Raw genomic sequence first — 19929 nt, 5'->3', positions numbered from 1 at the left:
CTAATTCTTCTTCAGCGCGATGATGGCGACGATTAACGCGCCTATTGAAACAACCAGCGAAGCAATGGAAATTCGATCAGGCCGAGAGATCATCTTCAAACGACCTAGGATACTACGTTCATTAGCGACACGTCGCCCCCATTCAACGCAAGCACCTTTTGGCTCAACGCCTGCCTCTTCGGCGCTACTTATGTTTCTAGCAAGCCCAAGTTCATCCATGTCCTTAGCGATCTGATGAGCCCATCCCGATTTAAGTTCGATGTGAAATCGGGCACAAACGAGGGCGATACGCCATCGCCCGCCACCGGCAGCACTGAATTCACGCCCGATCACCTCGATGACCCGATCACGAGTATCAAGGTAGTCAGCCACGGCTTGCCTCAACTTCCCCCACAAACCGCTCGAACAAGTATAAGCTATCCTGCGGCCCCGGGCTCGCTTCCGGATGATATTGCACCGAGAACGCCGGCTTGTCGGTCAGTTCCAGCCCCGCATTCGATCCGTCGAACAGCGACACATGCGTCTCGCGGACGTTGGCCGGCAGGCTGTCGCGCTCGACCGCGAAGCCGTGGTTCATGCTGGTGATCTCCACGGCACCGTCGCTCAGGCGCTTGACCGGATGGTTGGCGCCGCGGTGGCCCTGGAACATCTTGGTCGTGGTCGCGCCGACTGCGAGGCCGAGCAACTGGTGGCCGAGGCAGATGCCGAACAGCGGCTTGCCCGTCTCCAGCAGCTGGCGGATCACCGGCACGGCGTAGTCGGCGGTCGCGGCGGGGTCGCCGGGGCCGTTCGACAGGAAGATGCCGTCGGGGTTTAGGGCCATCACGTCGTCGAAACTGGCGGTCGCGCTCACCACGGACACCTTCGCGCCGGCCGCGACGAGGTTGCGGAAGATGTTGCGCTTCGAACCGTAATCGATCGCGACGACGTGGGGGCGAGCCGCACTTGAGCCCCATCCCGCAAGCGGGAGGGGGTTGGGGGTGGGCTCGCGCTCACCTGCCGGGGGGACGGTGGAAGAGTGCTCGACCCCGCCGTCGTCCGTCGAGGAAGGCGCGAGCCCACCCCCGGCCCCTCCCGCCTGCGGGAGGGGGGAAGAAGAATATCCGAAGCCCAGCTTCCAAACCCCGCCGGGAGCATCCTCCCCCCAGCCATAATGCATGCTCGTCGACACGTCCTTGGCGAGGTCCATCCCCTCAAGCCCCGGCCAAGCCCGCGCCATCGCCAGCAACGCCGCCACGTCGAACTCGCCACTCGCCGAATGCGCGATCACCCCGTTAGGCGCGCCCGCCACCCGAATCCGCCGCGTCAGCGCGCGTGTGTCGACGCCCGACAACCCGATCCGCGCATGCCGCTTCATCCAGCCATCCAGCCCCTCGACCGCGCGAAAGCTCGACGGCTGCGTCACGTCCTCGCGGACGATGATACCGAGTGCATGCGGGTCGTCCGCCTCGACGTCGTCGGGGTTCGCGCCGACATTGCCGATGTGCGGAAACGTGAAGCAGATCATCTGGCCGGCGAACGACGGGTCGGTCAGCACCTCCTGATAGCCGGTCATCGCGGTGTGGAAGCACACTTCGCCGACCGCACTGCCCTCCGCGCCGAACCCGCGACCCCAGATCACGTCGCCATTGGCGAGGACGAGGACGCCGGTGGCGCCGGCTGGCTTTGCCACAGGCACGGGTGTTGGCAGGGCGTCGGCCATCAGGCTGGGCACTCTCTTTAGATTGTCGATGTCGCTAAGTGGTGTCCGCTAAGGCCGCCGCGCCGCAGCGTCAATCTGTTAAACATTCGGCGGACGCGCTATCTCGTCGGGCTATCCCGAACCGCCTGAAAGACCAGTACATGATTCGCGACGACATCAAGGCTGCGCAGCTGACCGCCATGAAGGCCGGCGACAAGCAGAGCCGCAACGCTATCTCGTTGATCCAGGCCGCGATCAAGAACCGCGACATCGAGGCGCGTGCCCCTCAGTCCAGAGATGGCAAGGCCCCCGAGAGCGACGACGCGCTGGTGATCGAAGTGCTCCAGAAGATGGTCAAGCAGCGCCGCGAGTCGATCGAGATGTTCTCGAAGGGCGGCCGCCAGGAGCTCGCCGATGCGGAGACGGCGGAGGTCGCGGTGATCGAACGCTTCCTGCCGCAGCAGATGAGCGAGGCGGAAACGAGCGCTGCGATCGAGGCGATCAAGGCGGAACTCGGCGCCACCGGCATGAAGGACATGGGCCGCGTGATGGCGGAGCTGAAAGCGCGCCACGCCAGCGAACTGGACATGAGCAAGGCAAGCGGCCTGGTGAAGGCAGCGCTGTCGTAAATGGATAAAGGCGGCCCCTTACTTCCTCCCCTCCCGCAAGCGGGAGGGGACCGAGGGGTGGGCCCGCGCCATCGACTGGACCGACCAACAGAGAGGGCGCGAGACCTCCGCAACGACACGACGAATGCCGAGCAGATGCTGTGGCGGCAACTAAAGGGCTCCAGGTTGCAGGATCTCAAGTTCAGCCGCCAGATGCCGATCGCCGGGTACTTCGCCGACTTCGTATGCCGATCGCACAAGCTGATCATCGAACTCGACGGCAGCCAGCACGTCGAAGCGGCAACCTATGACGACGCCCGCACGAAGCACCTCGAAGCCGCCGGCTACCACGTCATCCGTTTCTGGAACAACGACCTGACGTCCAACATGCCGGGCGTATTGGAGACCATTCTGACCGCTGCGATCGGTACCGAGCGCGTGCTCACCCCCCAGCCCCCTCCCGCAAGCGGGCGGGGGGGCTCTGTCGTGGGCGGGGCGAGTTAAGTGGCCCTAACCCCACAATTCCTCGACGAACTCCGCGCCCGCACCTCGCTCTCCGCGCTCGTCGGAAAAACCACCAAGCTCACCAAGGCCGGTCGCGAGCATAAGGGCTGCTGCCCGTTCCACAACGAGAAGACACCGTCGTTCTACGTCAACGACGACAAGGGCTTCTACCACTGCTTCGGCTGCTCCGCGCACGGCGACGCGATCAAGTGGATGACCGACCAGCGCGGCCTGCCCTTCATGGACGCGGTCAAGGAACTCGCCCAGGCCGCCGGGATGGACATGCCCGCGATGGACCGCCAGTCCGCCGCCAAGGCTGAGCGCGCCAAGGGCCTGCACGAGGTCATGGCCGACGCCGCCGACTGGTTCGTCGAGCAACTCAACGGCCTCCCCGGCACCGAAGCTCGCGCACTCCTCGACCGCCGCGGGATCAGGCCCGAAACGGCACGCGCGTTCGGCATGGGGTTCGCCCCCGACAGCCGCGGCAAGCTCAAGGCCGCGCTGAAGGACTACGGCGACCCGATGCTGGTGGAATCCGGCATGCTGATATCGGTCGAGGGCAAGGACCCCTACGACCGGTTCCGCGGCCGCCTGATGATCCCGATCCGCGACCCCCGCGGCCGGACGATCGCGTTCGGTGGCCGCGTGCTCGACGGCGGCGAGCCGAAGTACCTCAACTCCCCCGACACGCCGCTCTTCGACAAGGGCCGCACGCTCTACAATCTCGACAAGGCCGCCCCCGCCTCGCGCAAATCGGGCCGCGTGCTGGTCGTCGAGGGTTATATGGACGTCATCGCGCTCGCTCAGGCCGGCTTCGGCGAAGCGGTCGCCCCGCTCGGCACGGCACTCACCGAAGCGCAACTCGAACGACTGTGGCGAATGGTCGACGTGCCGTTGCTCTGCTTCGACGGCGACGGCGCCGGCCAGAAGGCGTCGCTCAGAGCCGCCCACCGCGCGCTCCCGATGCTCGCCCCCGGCCGCAGCCTCGCCTTCGTCACGCTCCCGCAAGGCCAGGACCCCGACGACCTCGTCCGCGCCGGCGGTCCCGGTGCGTTCGAGGCGTTGCTCAAAACCCCCGAACAGCTCGTCGACCGGCTCTGGGCATCCGAAGTCGCCGCCGAGGCACTCGACACCCCCGAACAGCGCGCCGGTCTCAAGCGCCGCCTCCACGAACTCGCAGAGGGCATCGCCGACCCGTCGGTGAAGCAGCAATATCATGCCGAGTTCAAGAACCGCTTCTACGAGCACTTCAAACCGGTGCGCGCGCCCTTCGTGCCCAGAGGCGAGCGACCGAAAGGCGGCTGGAAGCCGCCCGCCGCGCCCGTCACCGAAGACGCGAAGGCCTTCCTCGCCACCGGCATCGACCGCGTGCTCGCCAAGGCGGTGCTCGCCGGCCTGATCCGTCACCCGGTCGAGATCGCGCGCCACATGGAGGTGCTCGGCTCCCTCCAAATGATCGACGGCGCGCTCGGTCGTTTGTTCGAGGCCGTCGTAGATGTTGCACTTGAGGACCAGAAGCTTGATAGCGGGCGCTTGCTCACCATATTGGCGAGGTCCGGTTTCAATTCAGTCGCGAGTGACCTGTTGAGAGCCGATACGATGCCCTACTCGTTCACGCAGACCACGGCCGATCCAGCCCGCGTCCGTGCCGACCTCGACGAGGCGATCGCGATCATGGTCGCGCGGCCTGAGGTAGACGCGGCATTGAAGCAGGCGACCGCGGCGATGCAGACGCACTTCACCGAAGAGGCGTTCGAACGACAAGTGGCTATGGTAAGAGAGAAACAGGCGTTGGAAGTCCGACTTGCAAATCTTGTACAGTCGAACGAAGACGCCCGAGCGTTGGGTACCGAGGGCGATTGATGGCTAAGGCGAACATGGCGGAACCCGCCGAGACGAACGAAACCGGCGATGCGCCGCTGATCGACATGAACGATGCGTCGATCAAGAAGGTCATCGCGCGCGCCAAGAAGCGCGGCTACATCACCTATGAGCAGCTCAACGAAGCGCTGCCGCAGGGCGAGATGTCGTCCGACCAGATCGAGGACATCAGCGCCGCGTTGAGCGAGATGGGCATCAACATCGTCGAGAACGACGAAGCCGGCGAGGACGGCGAGACCGAGCGCCCGCCAAGGACGACGAGGACGAGCCGGAGGCCGCCGACGCGGATGCCGACACAGGCCCCGCGATCGAGAAGAAGAAAGAGACGATCGATCGCACCGACGATCCGGTCCGCATGTACCTGCGCGAGATGGGCGCGGTCGAGCTGCTCAGCCGCGAGGGCGAGATCGCGATCGCCAAGCGGATCGAGGCGGGTCGCGACACGATGATCCTGGGTCTCTGCGAATCGCCGATCACCTTCAACGCGATCATCGACTGGTCGACCGCGCTGAACGAGGGCACGATGCAGCTGCGCGAGATCATGGATCTCGACGCGATGCTGTCGAAGGACCCTGCCCCCGAAGCGATGGCCGAGGACGGCGAAGCCGACGACGGCGAGATCAGCGAAAAGAACGCCGGCCCTTCGTTCAAGGAAGAGGCCGAACCCGAAGAGCCGTCCGCCGACGAGGACGAGGACGGCGAGCGCCGCACCCCGCGCGCCTCGGACGACGAGGAGGAGGACAACACCCTCAGCCTCGCGCAGATGGAAGAGCAGCTCAAGCCGATCGCGCTTGAGCGGTTCGCCAGCATCACCGCGCTCTACAAGAAGTTCAGCAAGATCCAGCAGAGCCGCGTCGACGCGATGGGCATCGGCGGCGATTTCTCCGCGGCCGACGAGCGCAAATACCAGAAGCTGCGCGAGGAACTCACGGCCGAGGTCGAGAGCGTCCAGTTCCACAACGCCAAGATCGAATATCTGGTCGATCAGCTCTATGCCTATAACCGTCGCCTGACCGCGCTGGGCGGCCAGATGCTGCGCCTCGCCGAGCGCCACAAGGTGCCGCGCAAGGACTTCCTCGATCGCTATATCGGTCACGAGATCGACGAGAACTGGCTGGCGACGGTCAACAAGGTCGACAAGAAGTGGACTGCGTTCGTCGCCAACGAGGGCGAGGCAGTCGAGCGCATCCGCGCCGAGATCGCCGACATCACGCAGCAGACCGGCATGGCGCTCACCGAGTTTCGCCGGATCGTCAACATGGTCCAGAAGGGCGAGCGCGAGGCGCGCATCGCCAAGAAGGAGATGGTCGAGGCGAACCTGCGGCTGGTGATCTCGATCGCCAAGAAATACACGAACCGCGGCCTTCAGTTCCTGGATCTCATCCAGGAGGGCAATATCGGCCTGATGAAGGCGGTCGACAAGTTCGAGTATCGCCGCGGCTACAAGTTCAGCACCTATGCGACGTGGTGGATCCGCCAGGCGATCACCCGCTCGATCGCGGACCAGGCGCGGACCATCCGCATCCCGGTCCACATGATCGAGACGATCAACAAGCTGGTCCGCACCAGCCGCCAGTTCCTCCACGAGCAGGGCCGCGAGCCGACTCCGGAGGAGATGGCCGAGCGCCTCTCCATGCCGCTGGAGAAGGTGCGCAAGGTGATGAAGATCGCCAAGGAGCCGATCAGCCTCGAAACGCCGATCGGCGACGAAGAGGATTCGCATCTCGGCGACTTCATCGAGGACAAGAACGCGATCATCCCAGTGGACGCCGCGATCCAGGCGAACCTCAAGGAGACGGTCACGCGGGTGCTCGCCTCGCTGACGCCGCGTGAGGAACGCGTGCTGCGCATGCGCTTCGGCATCGGCATGAACACCGATCACACGCTGGAGGAAGTCGGCCAGCAGTTCTCGGTCACCCGCGAGCGCATCCGCCAGATCGAGGCAAAGGCGCTGCGGAAGCTGAAGCATCCGTCGCGGTCGCGGAAGATGCGAAGCTTCCTCGACCAGTAGGGGTTTGAGGTTACTAGTTTAACGAACGGGCCGCGGTGGAAACATCGCGGCCTTTTTGATGCCTTATGTCCGTTACCTGACTTTATGGCAGAGAAAGGTGAAAAGACTGACTCGCCAAGGTTAAGTACCGTCGCTAGCATCGATGAATGGAATTGCCCGATCTGGTCGCGGCCAGAAAAGACATCGAAGGATTTCCCGGGTGGTCCGAGCCGGAACCAGACACTGGGGGTATGTGGTTTATTGCCCCACTCTCTATTGCTGGAGTTATCCAAGAAGCGTTTACGCTTCACGGATTAGCATTGAAGCACATACCCGATCGCAACGTTGTGTTTGAGCTGAAGGTATCCGGGCCAAAGGGCCGAAAGATATCAATTGCACGGTTCGAATGGCGCTCAGCACGTGAGGGGCACACTAACTCACGACGAAAGGGCTCGCCGGTATCTGGGATGCGAGTCAACGCTACGCACTACCACTCATTTGATCTTAATTGGCTAAGTTCAAAGCACCGCATGAGAAGCGGAAATTTGCCCCAAGCTGCGAGTTTTGAACCAGAACCTGATAGTTTTGAGTCACTTACGACAGAAATTGGTAAACTGTTCAGAATCAATAACATGCATGTTGTCCCGCCTCCCAAGTGGGAGTACGATATGTTTCGTCATGGCTAGCATACCTGTTCTAGATTCCACCGTTCGAAAGGCGGTTGAGGAGGCGGTTTCGGACCTCGTCCGGGTTTCCGCATGGGGGGACTATGCTTACGTTTCTCTTCCGATTTTTATGCCTTCTGGGGCGCCCGCAACCGTCCGCATCCGACTCTCGCAAGGTGGCTTCCATGTCGACGATGGGGGGTATGCTTATCGGGAATTGGAATCCGCTGGCGCCGAACGCTCCTTCCCTAAAGCAGCCGCTTCGGCGGCAAAAGCGGAGGAACTCGAAACCGATCGGCGGCGGATATTCGTTGAGACGGGCGAGACGGAACTGATGCGCGCGATTTGCGATGTTGCGTTGGCTTCAAGAAATGTCGTTGCAGACGTTTATAGCCGCCTCGTCGACGACGACATCGCAGTGATTGAAGATTATCTTCAAGCCCGGCTGACTAGCATCTTCGGAACCGCGATCGTTGAGTCCGGCGAGGGAATTACGGGCGCATCTTCGAAAAAGTGGGATATGTCGGCCGCCGTACATCTATCTTCGGGCTTGGTAATTTTCCAAGCCGTCTCGAACAACGCCAATTCGGTCAATAAGGCTAGCACAGCGTTCCACGATTTCCGCGAGCTGCCCAACCCGCCCGTTCGGGTTGCAGTGGTAAAAGACAAGGCAGAGATGGGGCTAGGCCTTAATATTTTGTCACAGGCCGGTCGCGTAATTCAAGGCGACCAAAGCGACGAAACCTATGTAAGGGCCGCATCGTAAAGCGGTGCCACTGACAGATAAATGACAGAACTGCGCGTTGGCTGGGCTGCGTCGGTGGTTGTACGATAGCGAGTAAGTTAAGTCGCTCGACCTCTCTATCGGCATCCGTCTAAAGCCCCGCCATGCCCCGCATTATCCTGTTCAACAAACCGTACGACGTGCTCAGCCAGTTCACCAACGTGAACAGTCCGACCCCCCGCGCGACGCTGTCGCAGTTCATCGATGTGCCGGACGTCTATCCGGCGGGGCGGCTCGACCGGGATAGCGAAGGGCTGTTGCTGCTGACCGACGACGGCCGCCTCCAGGCGCGGATCGCGGACCCGAAGTTCAAGCTGCCGAAAACCTATCTCGTGCAGGTCGAGGGCGATGCCGATCCCGCCGCGCTCGACCGGTTGCGACAGGGCGTCGTGCTGAAGGACGGCCCTGCCCGCGCCGACGTCGAGCGGATCGACGCGCCCGACCTCTGGCCGCGCGTGCCGCCGATCCGGGTCCGCGCGAGCATCCCCGATTGCTGGCTGAAGATAACGATCCGCGAAGGCCGCAACCGGCAAGTCCGCCGCATGACCGCCGCGATCGACCACCCGACGCTGCGACTGGTCCGGTGGAGCATCGGCGACTGGACGCTGGCGGATCTGGCGCCGGGGACATGGCGCGACGCCTGACGGGCGGTTGAGGCGGCGTACCGCGTACTTCAACGCGCACAGTCGGTGTCCATTTACGGATACCGCCCCGCCCCAAACCGTCATTCCCGCGGAGATGGGAGCCAATATCGGCTGTCCTCGCGATACGCATCGCGACGCGTCGGGTCGGAAGACAGAAGGGATTGTTCACGCAAAGGCGCAAAGGCGCGAAGAGAAGGCAGGGCAGGCCGAGCCAAGAGGCCACTTCTCTTCGCGCCTTTGCGCCTTCGCGTGATCCAATCTTCTCCCGCGCCGCTTCACGAGCCCCCGAGGATATGGATCCCCGCCTGCGCGGGGATGACGACGCATTGCAGGACGCGGAATGCGTTTGGGTGAAAGGCATAACTCCCTCCCCTTCAGGGGAGGGTCGGGGCGGGGCAGTGCCCCAAACGGCGCTCAGCGTGGCAAGCTCCCGCCCTCCAACGAACGGCCACCCCAATCGCCAAGCAAAGCGTGTTCCCCCGCGAAGGCGGGGACCCAGACTGGACTCCCGCCTTCGCGGGAGAACAAGGACGCGGAGGTCGACCTGTGCAGGAACGCGCGTCCCTGTCCGACCGGACAACCACCTCCCACGCCTCGAAGAACGGAAGAGCGCCCACACCACGGCCACCGCTGGCCAAAATGCTAATCAACTGTCCTACAAGCCACGAGAAGCGCACCATCGCCGGATGCCTACGAACGCCCCTTTCACCGCGACACCGCCCCCACACCCCTACGCCACCGCCGCGACGAAAATGCTTCCCAGCGTCTATACTTCCTATACTTCCGCACTGCAGCATAAACGCACGTTGAGCAGAAACCACAGCACTTCCAGCCACTTGCCGCCCCAACCAGCCCCCACCCCACGCACAACGAAAAAGGGCGCGGGGACCATCGCCCCCGCGCCCTTCTCCAACTCTAGCAGGAACCGATTACTCAGCGGCTGCGGTGCCCTTGGCAGGGCGCATGTCGCGACGCTCGGCGATACGTGCTGCCTTGCCGGTGCGGCCACGCAGGTAATACAGCTTGGCGCGACGCACGGCGCCCTTGCGGACGACTTCGATCGAATCGACGTTCGGCGAGTAGAGCGGGAAGACGCGCTCGACGCCCTCGCCGAAGCTCATCTTACGCACGGTGAAGTTCGAGCCCATGCCCTTGTTCGAGCGCGCGATGCACACGCCCTCATAGTTCTGAATACGCGTGCGCTCGCCTTCGACGACCTTCACGCCGACCTTCAGCGTATCGCCAGGGCGGAAATCGGGGATCGTCTTGTTGGCCAGGAACTTCGCGATGTTCTCGGCTTCGATCGTCTGCAACAGGTTCATGTCTCGTCCTCGTGTCGCTGCGCGCCAGAGGGCGACTGGACCCGAGCACCCTCATGGCGCTCCCAAAGGTCCGGTCGCCGTGACCGTGTATCGATCTCCGCACGGCGTTTGCGCCATGCCGCGATCTTCGCATGATCCCCCGATCGCAGCACCTGCGGGATCGTGCGCCCTTCCCATATCTGAGGTCGGGTATAGTGCGGATATTCGAGCAGCCCCGTTTCGAAGCTCTCGTCATCCCCACTAGAAGCCGCGCCCATTACGCCGGGCAGCAGCCGAATGCAAGCATCGAGCAGCACCAGCGCCCCCATCTCGCCGCCCGAAAGGATGTAGTCGCCGATCGAGACTTCCTCGATCTCCCGCGCCTCGAACAGCCGCTCGTCGAAGCCCTCGAACCGCCCGCAGAGAATGGTGACGCCGGGGCCCTTGGCCAGCTCGCGGACCCGCTCCTGGGTCAGCGGCCTGCCCCGAGGAGTCATCGCCAGCACCGGACGCCCGTCCGCCACGCTGTCGACAGCCGCGGCGACGACATCGGCGCGCAGCACCATCCCGGCACCGCCCCCCGCCGGCGTATGATCAACCGAACGATGCTTGTCGGTAGCGAAGTCCCGGATCTGCACCGGCTCGCAAGACCACCGCCCCTCGCCTAGCGCACGCCCGGCGAGCGACGTCCCCAGCGGGCCGGGAAACATCTCCGGATACAGCGTCAATATCGTGGCAGCGAAAGTCACAGCGTCTCGATCCGAAGGCAGGGTTTGCGCCGTCACCTATACGGATCGGCGTGGCGGAACAATTACGCTCGCGAAACGCTCGCGGCCAATGGACGATTGCATCATCATCGGCGCGGGGCCGGCAGGGCTGACCGCGGCGATCTATCTCGCACGGTTTCACCTCTCGATCCGGCTGTTCGATTGCGGCAGCAGCCGCGCGGCGCTGATCCCCTGCACGCACAACCACGCCGGCTATCCCGAAGGTATCCGCGGCACCGATCTGCTCGCCTTGATGCTCGCTCAAGCGGAGAAATATGGTGCGGTGCGTGAGGGTGTCCGGGTCGATGCGATCGAGGTCGACGACGACGGCTTCACCGTGCGGCTCGGCGATCGGCGGGCCCGCGCGCGGAGCGTCCTGCTCGCCACCGGGGTCGTCAACAACCGCCCGAACATCCCCGATGCCGTTCATGACGAGGCGTTGGAGGCGGGACTGTTCCGCTACTGCCCGATCTGCGACGGCTACGAAGTCACCGACAAGCGCGTCGGCGTCATCGGCACCGGCGACCACGGCATGCGCGAAGCCCTGTTCCTCCGCGGCTACACGAAGGACGTGACGCTCATCGCTCCCAAGGGTGGCCACGACCTCGACCCAAAATGCGAGGCTGCCCTAGACGAAGCCGGGATCGTGCGCGTCGGCGGCCCCTGCGGCAACTACGCGATCGAAGAGGGCAAGCTCGCCCTCGATACGGTCGAGGGGAGGATGGCGTTCGACAGCGTCTACCCTGCGCTAGGCTCGGTGATCCGCTCGGAACTCGCCGTAGCTGCCGGTGCAAGCGCGTCCGAGGACGGGTGCCTGGAGGTCGACTCGCACCAACGCACCTCGATCCCCGGCCTGTTCGCAGCTGGCGATGTAGTGAAAGGCCTCGACCAGATCAGCCACGCAATGGGCGAAGCCGGCGTCGCCGCCACCACTATCCGCAACATGCTCGCCGAACAGCGGCCTTTGCGGAGATAGACAGATTGTTTCCCCGCGAAGGCGGGGACCCAGACTGGACTCCCGCCTTCGCGGGAGAACAAGACTTATTCGGCCGCGAACGAGGCCTCTACGACGAGCCGTTCCGCATCCCACTCCGGTACAGCTTCGACCCGCATCGGGACCATGAAGCGTTTGCCGGGCTTGCCGTCCACCGGAAGGCGTTCGATCTCGATCACATCGCCCGCACCGAAATTGTCGATCGCGACGACACGGCCAATTGCCTCGCCATCCGTCGACACGACGTCGAGCCCGATCACATCGGTGTGATAATATTCGCCGTCTTCGAGCGGCGGCAGCGAAGCCCGAGGCACGGTCAATTCGGTCCCGCGCATCGCCTCGGCAGCATTGCGATCGGCGACCTCCGCGAACCGCGCGATCATGCCGTTGTTGCCGCTGCGCGCAGACTTCAGCGACAGCGCGCCATCATTGAAGCTCTTATAGCTTCCAAAATTATCGGCGAAGACCTTCAGCCGCACTTCGCCACCGATGCCGTGGGCACCAATGACGACGGCAAGCGTCACCTCATCCTTGCGCGGAGCCGCCTTCTCAGCCTTCTGCAGAACCGGGGTCGCGACCGGGGGTGTCGTCGGAACCTTCGGCGGGGTCGTGGGCGGAGACGCCTTGGTTGGTGGCATCTTCGATGTCCTCGGGTGCGGGGGCTGTGCGGGGGTCGGATTCGGGGGCCATAATGCGCTCCTGTTCGGGGTTGCCGATGAAGAACGCACGAACGGCCGATCGGGTGCGAAGCGCGTCCGCTACCCAATCCGTCATCCTGGGCTCGACCCAGGATCCAGGGTCACGAACGCTGCCGTCCCTGGCTCTGGATCCCAGCTTTCACTGGGATGACGGGGTTGGAGAAATAACAAAACAAGGGCGGCCGAGGTTTCCCGGCCGCCCCCAAATCTTACGAAGCGCTCGTAGCGTCTTCGACTTCGGCAGCGACGACCTGCTCGGTCTCTTCGTTGCTGCCAGTCGCAGGTGCAGCCTTTGCAGCCGCTTCGGCCTCCGCAGCTTCAGCCGCCTTGGTCGCACGCTCTTCAGCGCGCTCGGTGGCCTTCTCGCCGGGCTTGCCCTTGTTCGGGTTGTTGCGCGCCGAACGCTCGAGCACACCAGCCTGGTCGAGGAAGCGCGCGACGCGGTCGGTCGGCTGCGCGCCTACGCTCAGCCAATGCTTCGCACGATCGGCGTCGAGCTGCACGCGCTGCTCGTTGTCCTTGGCGAGGAGCGGGTTGTAGTTGCCGATCTTCTCGATGAAGCGGCCATCACGCGGGCTACGCGCGTCGGCAACGACGATCTTGTAATAGGGACGCTTCTTGGAGCCACCGCGCGCGAGGCGAATGTTGATTGCCATGATATTTTCCTTCGTTTTCTAGATACATTCCCCAGCGCGAGCCGAGGTGTCGTGGTTGGATAAGGAGGTTATTTCTTCTTCAGAAAATCGTCGAAACCGGCCGGCATCTGCGGCATCTTGGGGCCACCAAGCCCCGGCAGACCGCCGCCACCGCCCGGCAGGCCACCAGCGCCGGCTTTGTTGAGCATGTCGCCCATCTGCGGTCCGCCGATCGCATTGCCGATCCCACCGAGACCGCCACCCATGCCGCCCTTGCCGAGCATCGCCATCATGCCCTTCATGCCGCCCATCTTCTTGATCTTCTTCATGGCGGTCGACATTTCGAGGTGCATCTTGAGCAGCTTGTTGACCTCCTGAACGGTCGTCCCGGAGCCCTTGGCGATGCGGATCTTGCGCTTGGCGTTGATCAGTTCGGGCTTGTTGCGCTCCTTGATCGTCATCGATCCGATCATCGCGTCCATGTGCACGAGCACCTTTTCGCCACCGACCGACGCGACCGCGCCCTGCGCCTTCTTCATGCCGGGGATCATCCCCGCCAGTGCGCCGAGCCCGCCCATCCGCTGCATCTGCGCCAGCTGGGCGCGCAGGTCGTTCATGTCGAACTGACCCTTGGCCATCTTGGCAGCCATCCGCTCGGCGTCTTCCTGCTGGATAGACTCCGCGGCGCGCTCGACCAGGCTGACGACGTCGCCCATGCCGAGGATACGGCCGGCGACGCGCTCCGGGTGGAACGCCTCGAGCGCATCGAGCTTCTCGCCGGTGCCAGCAAACTTGATCGGCTTGCCGGTGACCGCGCGCATCGACAGCGCCGCGCCGCCGCGCGCATCGCCGTCCATGCGGGTCAGCACGATACCCGTCAGCGGCACCTGGTCGGAGAAGTTCTGCGCCACGTTGACCGCGTCCTGGCCGGTCAGGGAGTCGACGACGAGCAGGATCTCGGCAGGCTTCGCGACGTCGGCGACCGCCTTCATCTCGTCCATCAACGCCTGGTCGACATGGAGTCGACCCGCGGTGTCGAGCATCAGGACGTCATAGCCCTGCAGCTTGGCCGCCTGCATCGCGCGACGGGCGATATCGACCGGCTGCTGACCCTGCACGATCGGCAGCGTCGCGACGTCGATCTGCGTGCCGAGCGTCGCCAGCTGCTCCTGCGCGTTCGGGCGATTGACGTCGAGCGACGCCATCAGCACCTTTTTCCGCTCGCGAGCGCCCTGGCCGAAATTGGCCTGCCCCGCCGCCAGCCGCTTGGCGATCTTGGCGGTGGTGGTCGTCTTGCCGGAGCCCTGGAGGCCGACCATCATGATGACGGCCGGCGGGGTAACGCCCAGCTCCAGCTCGGAAGCCTCGGAACCGAGCATCTCGACCAGCGCATCGCTGACGATCTTGACGACCTGCTGCCCCGGCGTGACCGAGCGCAGGACATTCTGACCGATCGCCTTCTCGGTCGCCTTGTCGACGAACTCACGCGCGACGGGCAACGCTACGTCGGCTTCGAGCAACGCGACGCGCACCTCGCGCATCGCCGAACGCACGTCCGCTTCGGTCAGCGCACCCCGGCCGCGAAGGCGGTCGAAGACGCCGCCAAGTCGATCGCTCAGGCTTTCGAACATCGAAATACTCCCTATCACCGTCACCAAACGCAAAAGCGCCGGCGGGCGAAACCTCGCCGGCCAGCGTGCATCCTTGGATGCTCGTCATATGCGCTCCGTAACGGAACGTGATGGGCCACCTACTGGAACGCCGCGGCGGATGCAAGATATGTCGCGGATTGGACGATCAGGCGACACCCACTCGTCGCTCCTTTGTCAGCTACCGTAACCCGGTACTCTGCAACCAATCGCACCTGCGCCTCGCCCCGTCTCGCTTATACAGCTTCTTAAGATATCTTACACGGATCGCGGGGCACACTGCCGGCCAATCAGAAGACCGAACAGGCCAACCCCATGACCGTGAAGTCGGTAGCGACGCGTTCGCTCCGTAACATCAGTCGGGAATTCATGACCGGTGCCGTCACGGGCGCCGCACTGCTTCTGTTCGTCGGCACCGCGGGCACCGCTATCGTCAAGGCGCTGGCACAGTGGCACGGTAGCGATGAGGTGATCGATCACGCCTTGATCGCGGCACTGCTATTGAACGCGGCGCTGATCCTGTTCGGCTGGTTCCGATACCGGGCGTTATCGGAAGAGTTGAGCGACCTGACCGACGCCGGCCGCCATGCCCACGCGCTTGCGCAGCGTGATCCGCTCACCGGCTTCCTCAATCGCCGCAGCCTTTCCGACGACGGCGCGCCCCTGTTTTCCAGCGCCCGCCGTCGCGGCAAGGTGATGGCCATGCTGACGATCGACATCGATCACTTCAAGAGTGTCAACGATCTGCACGGCTATGCAGTCGGCGACCTGTTGCTCGCTCACGTCGCGGAGACGATCGCGGCGATCGCGCCCGGCACCAGCCTTCTCGCGCGCCTGGGAGCCGATGAATTCGCCTGCACCTTCGTCTTCGACTCTCCGCGCAAGAACGTCGCCGACCGGATCGCCGAGCGCATGGTCGCAGGCCTTGCGTTGCCGTTCCGCACCAACGGCGTCGACATCCACACCAGCGTCTCGATCGGCATCGCCCTGTCCGATCGCGATTGCACCTCGATCGACGCACTGCTGCGCAACGCCGACATCGCGCTCCACGCTGCCAAGACCGCCGGACGCAGCCGTCACGCGTGGTTCGACACGTCGATGGAGCGATCGCTGCAACTGCGCGGCGAACTCGAAGCAGGTCTCCGCAGTGCGATCCCAGCGCAGGAGGTCGTTCCGTATTTCGAGCAGCAGGTCGACCTGACCACCGGCCTCATCACCGGTTTCGAGGTGCTGGCGCGCTGGGAACACCCGACGCGCGGCACGATCGCGCCCGACGTCTTCATTCCCATCGCCGAGCAAACCGGACTGATCGGAGAGCTCTCGCTGTCGATCATGCGCCAGGCATTCGCCGCGGCGCGGGACTGGGACGCGGCACTCAGCCTGTCGGTCAATGTCTCGCCGCTGCAACTGCGCGACGCGTGGCTCGCGCAGAAAATCATCAAGACGCTAGTCGAGACGGGCTTCCCCGCCAGCCGGCTTGAAATCGAGATTACCGAAAGTGCGCTGCTCGACAACCTCCCGCTCGCGCAGTCGATCGTCGGCAGCCTGAAGAACCAGGGCATACGCATCGCCCTGGACGACTTTGGCACCGGCTATTCGAGTTTAGCGCATCTGAGGGCACTGCCGTTTGACCGGATCAAGATCGACAAGAGCTTCGTCTCATCGATCCTCGACAATCCGGAGAGCATGGCGATCGTGAATACGATCGTGCGGCTGGGGGACAGCCTCAACCTGCCGACGACCGCGGAAGGAATCGAGGACGCCGCGATCGAGGAACGCCTGCGTGCGATCGGATGCGCGAAAGGCCAGGGGTATCTGTACGGGCGACCGCTCGGCACGGCACAGGTCCGGCGCTTGCTGGCGGAAAAGCGACTGCTGGCACAGCGCCCCGACCGCGATGCGCCGCCACCGCGAGGGATTGCGCCTCGATTGGCGAGCTAAGGTCCACCAAACGCGCATCCCCTAAATTCCTGTTCTCCCGCGAAGGCGGGAGCTCAGGACCAAGCAGCGCTCCGTTTGATACCCTGGGCTCCTGCGTTCGCAGGAGAACGGCGGTGGACAGCCGGGCATTTCCCACAGACCACAAACCGCAAAGCGTGGACTTCCCCCCCCGCCCCTCCTAAATCGCGCCCCATGTCACCCGCCCCCGCGCCAGAGGTCATCAGCCTCGGCTGCCGCCTCAACATCGCCGAAAGCGAGACCATCCGCGCGCTCGTCGCCGGGCGGGACATGGTCGTGGTCAACAGCTGCGCCGTCACCAACGCCGCCGTGAAAGCCACACGGGTTGCCATCCGCCGGGCCAGGCGCGACCGCCCCGAGGCACAGATCGTCGTCACCGGATGCGCCGCACAGATCGACCCCGCCAGCTTCGCCGCCATGCCCGAAGTCGACCGCGTCGTCGGCAACGCGGACAAGCTGACCGCACAAGCGTGGCAGACCGAGGCCCCGGTCGTCGTCTCCGACATCATGCAGGTCCGCGAGACCGCGCCGCATCTCGCCGCCAGCTTCTCCGCCCACGCCCGCGCCTTCGTCGAGGTCCAGAACGGCTGCGACCATCGCTGCACCTTCTGCGCGATCCCGTTCGGCCGCGGCCCGAGCCGCTCGGTTCCCGCCGGCGCGATCGTCGACCGGATCGCCGGGCTGGTCGATTCAGGCCACCGCGAGATCGTCCTCACCGGCGTCGACCTCACCAGTTACGGTCCCGACCTTCCCGGTACGCCAACGCTAGGCCAGCTCGTCGAGCGCATCCTGCACCACGTGCCAAAGCTCGAACGCCTGCGCCTATCCTCGCTCGATGGCATAGAGATCGACGACCGGCTGTTCGCCCTGCTGACCGGCGAGCCGCGGATCATGCCGCACGTCCACCTCTCGCTTCAGGCCGGCGACGACATGATCCTCAAGCGCATGAAGCGCCGCCATTCGCGCGACGAAAGCGTCACGCTGGTCGAACGCCTGAAGACCGCCCGGCCCGACATCGCGATCGGCGCGGACCTGATCGCCGGCTTCCCGACCGAAGACGCGGCGATGTTCGCCAACACGCTCGCGCTGATCGACGACTGCCACATCGTCCACCCGCACATCTTCCCCTATTCGCCCCGCGCCGGCACCCCCGCCGCGCGCATGCCGCAAGTCGAGCCGGAAGTCCGCCGTCACAGGGCCGCGCTCCTACGCGAGGCTGGCGAGGCAGCGCGCGCGCGGTGGCTGCAAACCTTGGTCGGCACGTCACAGGACTTACTCGTCGAACGCCCCGGCGACCGCGGCCATATCGGCAATTTCGCCGAAGTGGCACTGGACGAACCCGCGATACCCGGCGACATCGTCCGCATCACGATCACCGGCGTCACGAGCGACCGCCTTAGCGCAACACGAGAACCATCATGAGCACCACCCCAACCTGGCACGACAAGCTGATCGGCGGCTTCAAGCGCACCTCCGACCGGCTCGTCGGCAACCTCGCCGGCCTCGGCGGCGCGCGGCTCGACAACGCGACGCTCGACGACATCGAGGAAGCTCTGATCGCCTCCGATCTCGGACCCGAGACCGCCGGCCGCATCCGCCACCGCCTCGCCGAAGGCAGCTTCGAGCGCAACATGGAGGAGCTCGGCATCCGCGTTATCGTCGCCGAGGAGGTCGAGAAGGTCCTCGCCACTGTCGCCAAGCCGATCGAGATCGACGCCTTCCCGCGCCCGCAGGTGATCCTCGTCATCGGCGTCAACGGCTCGGGCAAGACCACCACCATCGCCAAGCTCGCGCATCTGCTGATGGAGCAGGATTACGGCGTGATGCTGGCGGCGGGCGACACCTTCCGCGCCGCCGCGATCGGCCAGCTCCGCACCTGGGCCGAGCGCGTCGGCGTGCCCATCGTGACCGGCCCCGAAGGCGGGGACGCGGCGGGCGTGGTGTGGGACGCGGTCAAGAAGGCGACCGAGACCGGCATCGACGTGCTGATCGTCGACACCGCCGGCCGCCTCCAGAACAAGCGCGAACTGATGGACGAACTGGCGAAAATTCGCCGCGTCCTCGGCCGCATCAATCCCGAGAGCCCGCACGACATCGTCCTGGTGCTCGACGCCACCACCGGCCAGAACGCGCTCCAGCAGATCGAGGTCTTCAAGGAAGTCGCGGGCGTCACCGGCCTGGTGATGACCAAGCTCGACGGTACCGCACGCGGCGGCGTTCTCGTGGCCGCTGCAGAGAAATACGGCCTGCCGATCCACGCGATCGGGATCGGCGAGGGCATGACCGACCTGCGGCCCTTCGATGCTAACGAGGTCAGCCGGATCATCGCGGGCGTTGAGAGCGTTCGGAAGTAACGCCACTCCATTGGCCCTGCCCCTCTTTTTCCGTTCGTCCTGAGCGTAGTCGAAGGACCGGCCCGTTTGTGGCATGTCCTTCGACTACGCTCAGGACGAACGGTATTCTGGATTGATCTCGTGACCCCCACCAAGCCCCCCCTATCCCCCGGCCTCCGCATGGCGGTCGACTATGGCCCGCTCGCGATTTTCTTCGCGGTGAATTTCCTCACGCCTGGGCTGCCGATCGTCCGCGTCGTCGCCGCCACCACCGCGTTCATCATCGCCACGGTCGCGGCGATGATCGTGTCGAAGGTTAAAACCGGCCACATCTCGCCGATGCTGTGGCTGTCGGGCGCGCTGATCGTGGTGTTCGGCGGGCTGACGATCTACTTCCACGACCAGCGCTTCATCCAGATGAAGCCGACGATCATCTACGCGATGTTCGCCGCCATCCTGACCTTCGGCCTCGTCACCGGCCGCCCGCTGCTCCAGTCGCTGCTCGGCACTGCCTATCCCGGCCTGTCCGCCGATGGCTGGCGCAAGCTGACGCGCAACTGGGCGGTGTTCTTCGTGTTCATGGCGGTGCTGAACGAAGCGGTGTGGCGCAACACGACCTGGGATTTCTGGGTCGGTTTCAAGCTCTGGGGTGCGATCCCGCTGACGTTGCTGTTCGCATTCGCCAACATCCCGATGCTGCTGAAGCACGGATTGCAAACGGGCGACAAAGCCGTGACCGACCTGCCGCCCGAAGGGTAATCTCTGCTCCCCTCCCGCCTGCGGGAGGGGTTGGGGGAGGGGCGTACCGCACTAACCGGACGCCAGTACGTACGTCG

18 protein-coding genes and 1 pseudogene are annotated in these 19929 nt (G+C 64.4%); 11 read left to right on the top strand and 8 right to left on the bottom strand.

Annotated elements, in window-relative coordinates; all coding sequences use genetic code 11:
• Positions 1–372: a hypothetical protein gene (locus QFZ54_RS02090; RefSeq protein WP_307083972.1), complete on the bottom strand. Its 372-nt coding sequence runs from the start codon at positions 370–372 to the stop codon at positions 1–3.
• A complete protein-coding gene (locus QFZ54_RS02085; protein WP_307083970.1) occupies positions 365–1702 on the bottom strand; it encodes a carbamoyl phosphate synthase small subunit in 1338 nt (445 codons plus the stop codon). Before QFZ54_RS02085 ends, QFZ54_RS02090 begins: the two co-directional genes overlap by 8 nt.
• A gap of 140 nt (positions 1703–1842) precedes the next feature.
• Between QFZ54_RS02085 and QFZ54_RS02080 the strand changes: the two genes are divergently transcribed.
• From QFZ54_RS02080 to QFZ54_RS02055, 6 genes and pseudogenes are all read left to right on the top strand, one after another.
• Positions 1843–2310 carry a GatB/YqeY domain-containing protein gene (locus tag QFZ54_RS02080; RefSeq protein WP_307083968.1) on the top strand — a complete coding sequence of 156 codons (468 nt, stop codon included), beginning with the start codon at positions 1843–1845 and terminating at the stop codon, positions 2308–2310.
• Entirely contained in the window at positions 2311–2793 is a 483-nt protein-coding gene (locus tag QFZ54_RS02075; RefSeq protein WP_307083966.1) for an endonuclease domain-containing protein, read from the top strand. It begins immediately after the preceding gene.
• On the top strand, positions 2794–4656 hold the full coding sequence (dnaG, locus tag QFZ54_RS02070; RefSeq protein WP_307083965.1) for a DNA primase: 1863 nt from the start codon (positions 2794–2796) through the stop codon (positions 4654–4656).
• Positions 4656–6685, top strand: a pseudogene (rpoD, locus tag QFZ54_RS02065) (RNA polymerase sigma factor RpoD). The gene dnaG and the pseudogene rpoD overlap by 1 nt, the downstream one beginning before the upstream one ends.
• Positions 6686–7342: 657 nt before the next feature.
• Positions 7343–8095 carry a hypothetical protein gene (locus QFZ54_RS02060; protein WP_307083963.1) on the top strand — a complete coding sequence of 251 codons (753 nt, stop codon included), beginning with the start codon at positions 7343–7345 and terminating at the stop codon, positions 8093–8095.
• A gap of 122 nt (positions 8096–8217) precedes the next feature.
• On the top strand, positions 8218–8757 hold the full coding sequence (locus QFZ54_RS02055) for a pseudouridine synthase (protein WP_307083961.1): 540 nt from the start codon (positions 8218–8220) through the stop codon (positions 8755–8757).
• Between the two features lie 929 nt (positions 8758–9686).
• Here the strand turns inward: QFZ54_RS02055 and rplS are convergent.
• Together rplS and trmD are read right to left on the bottom strand one after the other, a co-directional pair.
• A complete protein-coding gene (gene rplS / locus QFZ54_RS02050; protein WP_031395442.1) occupies positions 9687–10079 on the bottom strand; it encodes a 50S ribosomal protein L19 in 393 nt (130 codons plus the stop codon).
• Positions 10076–10807: a tRNA (guanosine(37)-N1)-methyltransferase TrmD gene (gene trmD, locus QFZ54_RS02045; RefSeq protein WP_307083951.1), complete on the bottom strand. Its 732-nt coding sequence runs from the start codon at positions 10805–10807 to the stop codon at positions 10076–10078. Before trmD ends, rplS begins: the two co-directional genes overlap by 4 nt.
• 88 nt (positions 10808–10895) lie before the next feature.
• On the opposite strand from trmD, the gene QFZ54_RS02040 reads away from it, so the two are divergent.
• The gene (locus QFZ54_RS02040; protein WP_307083949.1) at positions 10896–11801 is read left to right on the top strand and encodes an NAD(P)/FAD-dependent oxidoreductase; all 906 of its coding nucleotides are present in this window, start codon (positions 10896–10898) and stop codon (positions 11799–11801) included.
• Positions 11802–11866: 65 nt separating this feature from the next.
• Here the strand turns inward: QFZ54_RS02040 and rimM are convergent, their stop codons facing one another.
• From rimM to ffh, 4 genes are all read right to left on the bottom strand, one after another.
• Entirely contained in the window at positions 11867–12343 is a 477-nt protein-coding gene (gene rimM, locus QFZ54_RS02035; RefSeq protein ID WP_307083947.1) for a ribosome maturation factor RimM, read from the bottom strand.
• A gap of 25 nt (positions 12344–12368) precedes the next feature.
• The gene (locus QFZ54_RS02030) at positions 12369–12593 is read right to left on the bottom strand and encodes a hypothetical protein (RefSeq protein ID WP_307083945.1); all 225 of its coding nucleotides are present in this window, start codon (positions 12591–12593) and stop codon (positions 12369–12371) included.
• A gap of 133 nt (positions 12594–12726) precedes the next feature.
• Entirely contained in the window at positions 12727–13173 is a 447-nt protein-coding gene (gene rpsP / locus QFZ54_RS02025) for a 30S ribosomal protein S16 (protein ID WP_107961785.1), read from the bottom strand.
• 68 nt (positions 13174–13241) lie between these two features.
• Positions 13242–14783: a signal recognition particle protein gene (gene ffh / locus QFZ54_RS02020; protein ID WP_307083942.1), complete on the bottom strand. Its 1542-nt coding sequence runs from the start codon at positions 14781–14783 to the stop codon at positions 13242–13244.
• A 333-nt stretch (positions 14784–15116) separates the two neighbouring features.
• Here ffh and QFZ54_RS02015 point away from each other — a divergent pair, with 333 nt between their 5' ends.
• From QFZ54_RS02015 to QFZ54_RS02000, 4 genes are all read left to right on the top strand, one after another.
• Positions 15117–16742 (top strand): putative bifunctional diguanylate cyclase/phosphodiesterase, encoded by a 1626-nt coding sequence (locus tag QFZ54_RS02015; RefSeq protein WP_307083939.1) that lies wholly within the window; start codon positions 15117–15119, stop codon positions 16740–16742.
• Positions 16743–16934: 192 nt separating this feature from the next.
• Positions 16935–18182 carry a tRNA (N(6)-L-threonylcarbamoyladenosine(37)-C(2))-methylthiotransferase MtaB gene (gene mtaB, locus QFZ54_RS02010; protein WP_307083937.1) on the top strand — a complete coding sequence of 416 codons (1248 nt, stop codon included), beginning with the start codon at positions 16935–16937 and terminating at the stop codon, positions 18180–18182.
• Positions 18179–19114: a signal recognition particle-docking protein FtsY gene (gene ftsY, locus QFZ54_RS02005; RefSeq protein WP_132740487.1), complete on the top strand. Its 936-nt coding sequence runs from the start codon at positions 18179–18181 to the stop codon at positions 19112–19114. The genes mtaB and ftsY overlap by 4 nt, the downstream gene beginning before the upstream one ends.
• Positions 19115–19234: 120 nt before the next feature.
• On the top strand, positions 19235–19852 hold the full coding sequence (locus tag QFZ54_RS02000) for a septation protein A (RefSeq protein WP_307083932.1): 618 nt from the start codon (positions 19235–19237) through the stop codon (positions 19850–19852).
• Positions 19853–19929 lie beyond the last annotated feature (77 nt).

Source organism: Sphingomonas faeni, from assembly GCF_030817315.1.
GTDB lineage: Bacteria > Pseudomonadota > Alphaproteobacteria > Sphingomonadales > Sphingomonadaceae > Sphingomonas > Sphingomonas faeni_C.
Note: the sequence above shows the minus strand (reverse complement) of the source record. Positions and strands in the feature narration are given on the sequence as shown.